The organism is Jannaschia seosinensis, assembly GCF_001408515.1.
In the GTDB taxonomy this organism is placed as follows: Bacteria; Pseudomonadota; Alphaproteobacteria; order Rhodobacterales; family Rhodobacteraceae; genus Jannaschia; species Jannaschia seosinensis.
Window position 1 is genome coordinate 1 of record NZ_CYPR01000052.1, and the last position, 6,198, is coordinate 6,198.

Annotated in this window: 7 protein-coding genes; 6 read left to right on the forward strand and 1 reads right to left on the reverse strand. The window is 63.0% G+C overall.

Features of this window, described 5'->3' with window-relative positions:
* The coding region (locus JSE7799_RS04600; protein WP_186201840.1) for a transposase at nt 1-282 on the forward strand (282 nt) is incomplete at its 5' end.
* Between the two features lie 164 nt (nt 283-446).
* Here the strand turns inward: JSE7799_RS04600 and JSE7799_RS04605 are convergent.
* Nucleotides 447-2,066, reverse strand: coding sequence for an NAD(P)H-hydrate dehydratase (locus JSE7799_RS04605; RefSeq protein ID WP_055662565.1), 1,620 nt, complete (start codon nt 2,064-2,066; stop codon nt 447-449).
* A gap of 159 nt (nt 2,067-2,225) precedes the next feature.
* Between JSE7799_RS04605 and JSE7799_RS04610 the strand changes: the two genes are divergently transcribed.
* From JSE7799_RS04610 to JSE7799_RS04630, 5 genes are all read left to right on the forward strand, one after another.
* Nucleotides 2,226-2,564: a P-II family nitrogen regulator gene (locus JSE7799_RS04610; protein ID WP_055662566.1), complete on the forward strand. Its 339-nt coding sequence runs from the start codon at nt 2,226-2,228 to the stop codon at nt 2,562-2,564.
* A gap of 60 nt (nt 2,565-2,624) precedes the next feature.
* The gene (glnA, locus tag JSE7799_RS04615; RefSeq protein ID WP_055662567.1) at nt 2,625-4,031 is read left to right on the forward strand and encodes a type I glutamate--ammonia ligase; all 1,407 of its coding nucleotides are present in this window, start codon (nt 2,625-2,627) and stop codon (nt 4,029-4,031) included.
* A 105-nt stretch (nt 4,032-4,136) separates the two neighbouring features.
* A complete protein-coding gene (gene aroQ / locus JSE7799_RS04620) occupies nt 4,137-4,550 on the forward strand; it encodes a type II 3-dehydroquinate dehydratase (RefSeq protein ID WP_055662568.1) in 414 nt (137 codons plus the stop codon).
* Nucleotides 4,547-5,158 carry a nucleoside/nucleotide kinase family protein gene (locus JSE7799_RS04625; protein ID WP_055662569.1) on the forward strand — a complete coding sequence of 204 codons (612 nt, stop codon included), beginning with the start codon at nt 4,547-4,549 and terminating at the stop codon, nt 5,156-5,158. Before aroQ ends, JSE7799_RS04625 begins: the two co-directional genes overlap by 4 nt.
* Before the next feature lie 825 nt (nt 5,159-5,983).
* The coding region (locus JSE7799_RS04630) for a transposase (RefSeq protein ID WP_186201841.1) at nt 5,984-6,198 on the forward strand (215 nt) is incomplete at its 3' end.

Genomic DNA, 6,198 nt, shown 5'->3' on the forward strand with positions numbered 1-6,198 from the left:
GCAGCAGACCGGACGTCGTGCTCGAAGGCGAACGCCAGCCAGATGCGCCTGATGCTGCACGGCTGCGCCTACTGGATTTGGTGGAAGCTCCGCGCGGCTTGCCCGAAGCGCTCACCGTGGCGCCGCGCCCAGTTCGACACGCTGCGGCTGCATCTCGTCAAGCTGGCCGCCACCATCGTCGAAAAGAAGACCCGGATCATCGTGACNCTGCCGGCATCGTGTCCCCGAAAGGGACTTCTCCTCCTTCTCTTCGACGCCCTCGCCCCACCGAAAACAGCCTGACGCATGCGCCCCGACAAACCCCGAAACATCAACCCGTATCGCCCAAGACCCAAGTCACCGGCCGGCTTGCCAACCGGACGCAAACACCGGGTGCGCGCAAGAAAACCGAGACCGGGGAAACCATCCCACGGAGCACAAGTCCGCAGCTTCATGAATTATGCGGGCTAACACCCAGACGTGTTTAGCGACGCAAAGATGTGCGGCAGCATCTCCGGCAGGTCTTCGGAGACAAGTCCGGGACCGAAAGCCCGCGCCGCCTCGACATGAAGCCAGGTAGCGGAGCAAGCGGCATCGAATGGGGAAAGCCCGCGCGCAAGCAGCCCGCCGACCAGTCCGGTCAGCACATCACCGGTGCCTGCCGTCGCCAGCCAAGGCGCGGCGCGTTCACGGACAGCGGCATTGAGAGCCACGCACCCGGATGCGTCCGCGACGACCGTGTCCGGCCCCTTGAAAAGTACGGTGCAGCCCGCCCGCGAGGCGGCATCGCCGGCGGCTTCGACCTTGGAATAGGTTGCCTCCTCCGGGGCGTTCAGGCGTTCGGCAATGTCCGGGAACAGGCGCGCGAACTCTCCGGCATGGGGCGTCAGAACACAGGATCCGTGGAGCGCGGCGAACAAGCTTTCATGCCCCGCAATCACCGTCAGGGCATCCGCGTCCAGAACGCAGGTCCGCCCGGAGGCGAGTGCCGCCTCGACCAGGCCCGCCGCACGCTTATCGGTGCCAAGCCCCGGCCCGAGGCAAACCACGTTCAGGCGAGAATCGTCCAACAGGTCGCGCAGAGCGGCGCCATCGTCGCAGCGCCGCAGCATGATTGCCGTAAGCTGTGCGGCGCACTCCATCATAGCCGAGCCGGGCGCCGCCACCGTCACCAACCCTGCACCGATCCGAAGAGCGGCACGGGCCGACAATCGCGCCGCGCCGGTGCGGCCCATCGGGCCGGCCAAGACCAAGGCATGACCGTGATCGTATTTATGTCCCAGTTCCTTGGACGACAGGGCGCGGACATCTTCGGCCGAGATGAGGCGGACGAGCGGCATCCGGCCCTCCGCTCGTGTCGTTTCGCCGGATGCAGCCGCCTGCCCGCTTTTCCAACCGCTCGGAAGATTGCCGCCAGAGCCAAGGCCGATGTCGACGACGCGCACATTTCCACAGCAGGCCGGCCCGTCGGCAAGCAGATGGCCGGGCTTACGGCCGTGGAACGTGACGGTCAGGTCGGCAGCCGGGCGGAAGGCCTGAAGCGGCTTGCCAGAGTCGGAGGACAGGCCGCTCGGCAGGTCGATCGCGACGACCGGCGCCGCACGATCACTCGACCCGCCGCCGATCCGGTGCAGCACATCCACCACCGCATCTGGCAATGCGCGCGTCTGACCGATTCCGAAAACCGCATCGATCCAGAGGTCCGGCCTGCCCACATATAACAGCGGATCTTCGGTGTGCTCCTCCGGAAGGTTATGCACCTCCCCGATCTTCGACCAGAGCTCGTAATTCGTGCGCGCATCTGGCGGCAGCTTCTCGGGATCGCCATAGAGAAAGACCTCGACCTCCCACCCCTTCTCCCTCAGCAGACGCGCCACCACGAATCCGTCGCCCCCGTTATTGCCCGGCCCGCAAAGCACCCCCGCCCGCCTTGGCATGGTGCCGGGACCGGGCCATTCCGTCTCGATGGCGGCGACCGCGCCGCGGCCCGCGCGCTCCATCAGCTCACGCCCGGACACGAGGCCGGATACCATGACCGCCTGTTCCAAAGCTCGCATCCGGGCAGCGTTCAGCAGTATCTCGGCCATGACTTCTCCATCTGCNCAAAAAATGGGCGGCATGCTCGAATGTGCATCAAACGCCGCCAGATCTCCTGCATCCGTCTTGCGCCTCGACCCTCCCCCGATTGCCCCCGGGCGTCCAGCCTGCAATCCCCGCCAGCGAGGTCGGGAGGAGTTCGCCACACGATGAAAAAGATCGAGGCCATCATCAAACCCTTCAAGCTCGACGAGGTGAAGGAAGCGCTTCAGGACATCGGCATCCAAGGATTGTCGGTTACCGAAGTGAAAGGATTCGGCCGCCAGAAAGGTCATACCGAACTTTACCGTGGCGCCGAATATGTCGTCGACTTCCTGCCCAAGGTAAAGGTCGAGGTCGTCGTGCAGGACGACATGGTGGACGGCGCCATCGAGGCAATCGTTCAAGCCGCGCGCACCGACAAGATCGGCGACGGCAAGATCTTCGTCTCGCCGGTTGACCAGGCCATCCGCATCCGCACCGGTGAGAGCGGCGACGACGCCATCTGACCGGACCGCACAAAAAATCCCAATGCCCCTGAGCGGGGACAATCAACCGGAGGGAACCCCATGAGTAAGGACGCCGTCCTCAAGCAGATCAAGGACGAGGAGATCGAGTACGTCGATATCCGCTTCACCGACCCGCGCGGCAAGTTGCAGCACGTCACCGTAATGGCCGATCAGGTCGACGCGGATTTCCTCGAAGAAGGCTTCATGTTCGACGGCTCGTCCATCGCGGGCTGGAAGAGCATCGAAGCTTCGGACATGAAACTGATGCTCGACACCGAGAGCGTCTATATCGACCCGTTCTATGCCGAGAAAACGCTGTGCGTGCACTGCACCGTCGTCGAGCCGGATACCAACGAGAGCTATGACCGCGATCCGCGCGGCACCGCCGAGAAGGCCGAGGCCTATCTCAAGTCGTCGGGCATCGGCGACACCGCCTTCTTCGGCCCCGAAGCGGAATTCTTCCTGTTCGACGACGTTCGCTACTCGAACACGATGAACAAGGTGAGCTTCGAGGTCGACGCCGCGGACGCGTCCTGGAACTCTGATGCCGAGTACGAGATGGGCAACACCGGCCACCGGCCCGGCATCAAGGGCGGCTATTTCCCGGTCAACCCGATCGACGCGGCGATGGATCTGCGCTCCGAGATGCTGTCGACCATGAAGCGGATCGGCATGAAGGTGGACAAGCACCACCACGAGGTCGCATCCTGCCAGCATGAGCTGGGTCTCATCTTCGGCTCCCTCACCAAGCAGGCCGACGAAATCCAGAAGTACAAGTACGTTATCCACAACGTCGCGCATGCCTACGGCAAGTCAGCCACGTTCATGCCCAAGCCCATTGCGGGCGACAACGGCACGGGCATGCATGTGAACATGTCGATCTGGAAGGAAGGCAAGCCGCTCTTCGCAGGTGACCAGTATGCCGACCTGTCGATGGAAGCGCTCTACTTCATCGGCGGCATCCTCAAGCATGCCAAGGCGCTCAACGCCTTCACCAACCCCACGACGAACAGCTACAAGCGCCTGATCCCCAATTTCGAAGCGCCGGTGCTGCGGGCCTATTCGGCCCGCAACCGTTCGGGCTGCGTGCGGATCCCGTGGACCGAGTCGCCCAAGGCCAAGCGCGTCGAGGCCCGCTTCCCCGATCCTGCGGCGAACCCCTACCTCGCCTTCGCGGCGCTCCTCATGGCCGGCCTCGACGGGATCAAGAACAAGATCCACCCGGGCGATCCGTCGGACAAGGACCTCTACGATTTGCCGCCGGAGGAGTTGGCGTCGATCCCGACCGTCTGTGCATCGCTCCGCGAGGCGCTGGACGAGTTGGAGAAGGACCACGAATTCCTGCTCGCCGGCGACGTGTTCACCCGCAGCCAGCTTGAGGGTTACATGGCGATCAAGTGGGACGAGGTGTACAAGTACGAGCACACGCCGCACCCGATCGAGTACCAGCTCTACTACAGCTGCTGAATCCGGCTCTCCATCCGGATCGAGGGCGCCCTTCGGGGCGCCTTTTCTTTGTCCGATTGGAAAACATTCAAGGCTCCGCTAGACCGTTCGTCGACGGAGGACTGAATGAACATCCTGATCCTGAACGGCCCGAACCTGAACCTCCTCGGGCAGCGACAGCCGGAGATTTATGGCCATGAAACCCTCGCCGACGTGGAGGCGTCCTGCCGTGCGCTGGAGATCGCCGACCTGACCTTCCGTCAGTCAAACCACGAAGGACAGCTCGTGGACTGGATCCAGGATGCACGCGGCACGCAGGAGGCGGTGATCATTAATCCCGGTGCCTTTTCGCATACGTCGGTCGCGATCCTTGACGCGCTGTCGGCCTATGAGGGCCGCGTCGTGGAAGTTCATATCTCCAATATCCATCGGCGGGAGCCGTTCCGGCACAATTCCTATGTCTCCGCCCGCGCCGATGCCGTGATTGCGGGGCTTGGGACCGAAGGCTACCGGGCTGCGCTGCGTTGGCTGACCGCATGATTTCTCTGACGGACCTGGCCGCCCGGATCGCCGCGCTGCCACCCGGGCGTCAACTGGTTGCCTTGGCCGGACCGCCGGCGGCCGGCAAGTCGACAATTGCCGCAAAGCTCGCCAAGGCAGTCAACGCCGCCGGACGCCCGACGCAGGTCGTACCGATGGACGGCTTTCACCTCGACAATGCAACACTCGATGCAAAGGGGCTGCGCGCCCGCAAAGGCGCGCCGGAAACGTTTGACGTAGATGGTCTCGCCGCGCTGATCCAGGCCGTGCGCGAGGGAGGCGACGTCGACTTCCCGACCTTCGACCGGAACGCGGATGCGACCGTTCCCCATGGCGGGACGCTGCGGGCCGAAATTGCGCTTTTCGAGGGAAATTACCTCCTGCTCGATGCGCCGGGCTGGCGGGACCTGCAAGGTTTCTGGGACCTCACGGTACAGATCTACGTGCCCGAAGCCGAGTTGCGGCGCCGGCTGATGGTACGTTGGACCGATTTGGCGCCGGACGTCGCCGCCGCCAAGACGGAGGGCAACGACCTGCCGAATGCGCGGACGGTCCTGCACCAATCCGTCTCGTCCGATTACAAGCTCGATGGTACGACATCCGTCTAGAAATAGCGGCGTTCGTGAGGCACGGAGCCGAGCGGTGTCACCCGATTGCAACGCAATTTCGCGTTGGGACCGGGACTCCAGAATTCGCGACAGATTCACGTCGTCTGTGGGAACCAAGCACTTCGGATGCTGTTGGATGACCATGAACGTGTCGACAATCGTCACCGTCGCAGCAGACTAACGGGAGACAGCCATGTACTGGGCCGTCGTCTTCATATCGATCTCGCTCTTGGCCGGAGTATTCGCCTTCGGAGGGTTCGCTGCCGCATCAGCCGGCGCAGCCGAAATACTGTTCGTGGTATTCTTGGCGCTTGGCCTCATATCGGCCGCAGTCCGGGTTTACGGGGCGGACAGAGATTAGCAATCATTAACCTTTAACGCGATACCAAGTGCTTTGCGGGATATTGCGGAACATCCACTAGATCGATTGTGCGCCTTAGGAGCCATGAGCGAGATCGCTGGAGCGTCCCCCTCTTATCTTTCCTGTGGGACGTCTCTGTATGCGGGACGTCTCCCCAGGAGGACCGAACTGTGGAAACCTCGGGAGGGGATTGGACCGTCGCCCCCTAGGCTTTTCAGAGCCGCAGGAAAGCTGGGTCGATCCCCTACTTTGGTTTTGGACCTGAACAGATGAAGGGGAATCCACGATGTCCCGCATAAGAGGTAAGGCGCAGCCTCAAAGCTGCCGAACCAGCGGTACTGTACCCTCAGGGCTGGAAATTCGCTTGAGACGCGGGGCGTGAGCTCGTGCTGGGGCGCCCCCCCAGCACGAGCTGCCCATTCTGGTGTTCCATGGAGTTGCAACACAACCATGGAGAAGAACGAATGGACAGGCGGAAGGATACGGCGCTTGAGGCGGTCTTGGAACAGTTGATCGAGCACGGGCCCGGCGAGATCGCATCGGTGTTCGCGCGGGCTTTCGAGCTGGCGATGCAGATCGAACGGGAGCGGTTTCTCGGCGCGAGCCATTATGAGCGCACGCCCGAGCGTCACGGCTATGCCAACGGCTACAAACCCAAGCGGATCGACACGCCTGCGGG

Coding starts and splice junctions, on each gene's coding strand:
- JSE7799_RS04625 (WP_055662569.1), top strand. CDS start 4,547: ATGATTTCTCTGACGGACCTGGCCGCCCGGATCGCCGCGCTGCCACCC.
- JSE7799_RS04610 (WP_055662566.1), top strand. CDS start 2,226: ATGAAAAAGATCGAGGCCATCATCAAACCCTTCAAGCTCGACGAGGTG.
- aroQ (WP_055662568.1), top strand. CDS start 4,137: ATGAACATCCTGATCCTGAACGGCCCGAACCTGAACCTCCTCGGGCAG.
- glnA (WP_055662567.1), top strand. CDS start 2,625: ATGAGTAAGGACGCCGTCCTCAAGCAGATCAAGGACGAGGAGATCGAG.
- JSE7799_RS04605 (WP_055662565.1), bottom strand. CDS start 2,066: ATGGCCGAGATACTGCTGAACGCTGCCCGGATGCGAGCTTTGGAACAG.